At 67.6% G+C, this 1,498-nt stretch carries 1 protein-coding gene and 1 pseudogene; one reads left to right on the top strand and one right to left on the bottom strand.

The window, feature by feature from the left end:
* Positions 1–22: 22 nt before the first annotated feature.
* Positions 23–1,044 (bottom strand): annotated as a pseudogene (locus tag ABD466_RS44235) (IS5 family transposase).
* Between the two features lie 95 nt (positions 1,045–1,139).
* On the opposite strand from ABD466_RS44235, the gene ABD466_RS44230 reads away from it, so the two are divergent.
* On the top strand, positions 1,140–1,463 hold the full coding sequence (locus ABD466_RS44230) for a hypothetical protein (RefSeq protein WP_344663322.1): 324 nt from the start codon (positions 1,140–1,142) through the stop codon (positions 1,461–1,463).
* Positions 1,464–1,498: the final 35 nt, after the last annotated feature.

Genomic DNA, 1,498 nt, shown 5'->3' with positions numbered 1-1,498 from the left:
TAGGAGCTGTTCGGGGTTCGGATCATGCGGTTGAGGTGAGGAGCTTCAGCCACATGATCGAGCCTCGGAGGTGGAGTCCGGCCGCGAAGCTCTCTAGGGACTTGTCGTAGCGAGTGGCCAGGCCGCGCCAGGTCTTGACCTTCTGGAAGCAGCGTTCGACGGTGTTGCGCTGCTTGTAGCGCTCGGGGTCGAAGCCGACCGGTCGGCCGCCGGCGGAGCCCTTCTTCTTCCGGTTGGCCGCCTGATCGACCTTCTCCGGGATGACCGCTGTGATCCCGCGCCGGCGCAGGTAGGCCCGGTTAGCTTTGGAGGAGTACGCCTTGTCGGCGGCCACCGCTCCGGGACGGGTTCGGGGCCGGCCGACGGGACCCGGGACCCTGATCTTCTCGATGACGGTCTGGAACTGCGGGCAGTCCGCAGCCTGGCCGGGGGTCAGGACGAACGCCAACGGCATCCCCGCCGCGTCGACCGCCGCGTGAATCTTGCTGCTCAGTCCGCCTCGCGACCGGCCGAGCCCGGCGGCTTTCGCCCTGGCCTTGCGTCGGCGCCGTGCTGTGGCACGATCCTGACCCGCCGCCGGACCGGGACCGTCCGCACCGGATGCGACCTGCGCCGTATCACCCGCCACACCGGAGGCTGCTTCGGAAGCGGAGCCCCCTTTTCCTCGGTCAACGCCTGCTCCAGCGCGTCCAAGGTCTCCCCGGCGATCGCCAGCCCTGCCGATTCCTGATGCGCCCGCACGACCGTGGAGTCCACGCTCACCAACTCCAGGCCGACCAGACCGCGCGACGCCGCCTCGGCGATCAGCGCATCCATCAACGACTGGAACACCCCGGCCTTGGCCCAGGCGTTGAACCGGGAGTAGACAGTGGACCAGGGCCCGTACCGCTCAGGGACATCCCGCCAGCCGCCGCCGGTGCGGAACCGCCACAACACCCCGTTGAACTGGTCCCGCACCCGCCGCGGCAACGGACCCGTCGCCGCCACCGGCAACAACGGCTCAATCAACGCCCACTCGGCATCCGTGATGTCAAAACGCGCCACACCCGAGTTCTACCAAACGCAGTCGGCCCACCGCCGAACCTCGCCCAGCGCCGTACGGGCAACGTCCGCCCCGCCGGCGCGCAACAATCGACGCCATGGACGATGTAGCACCCGACCAGCTCTCCCGACTGTGGGACGACCACCTCCGACACCCTTTCCCAGCTCGGCTTCGCGGCAAGGACGTTGGAGAGATCGACTTCATCATGCTCGACGCCGACATCGCCGGATGTATCCAGACACTGCTCTCGCGTGGGTCCCTGGACGAGTGGCGTACGGCGGTCTTGAACAGGTGCCTCGGCCATCTGGCGATCGTGCTACCACTTCTCACGGACGAGGACGAACTCGCCTACTACGACCGTCTACGCACCATGGCCGGACTCGCACTGGACTGGCAGCGCGAACGCGCGAACCTAGCCTGACGAGACACATGATCCGAACCCCGAACAGCTCCTAG

The organism is Catenulispora subtropica, assembly GCF_039531675.1.
Classification (GTDB): domain Bacteria; phylum Actinomycetota; class Actinomycetes; order Streptomycetales; family Catenulisporaceae; genus Catenulispora; species Catenulispora subtropica.
Note: the sequence above shows the minus strand (reverse complement) of the source record. Positions and strands in the feature narration are given on the sequence as shown.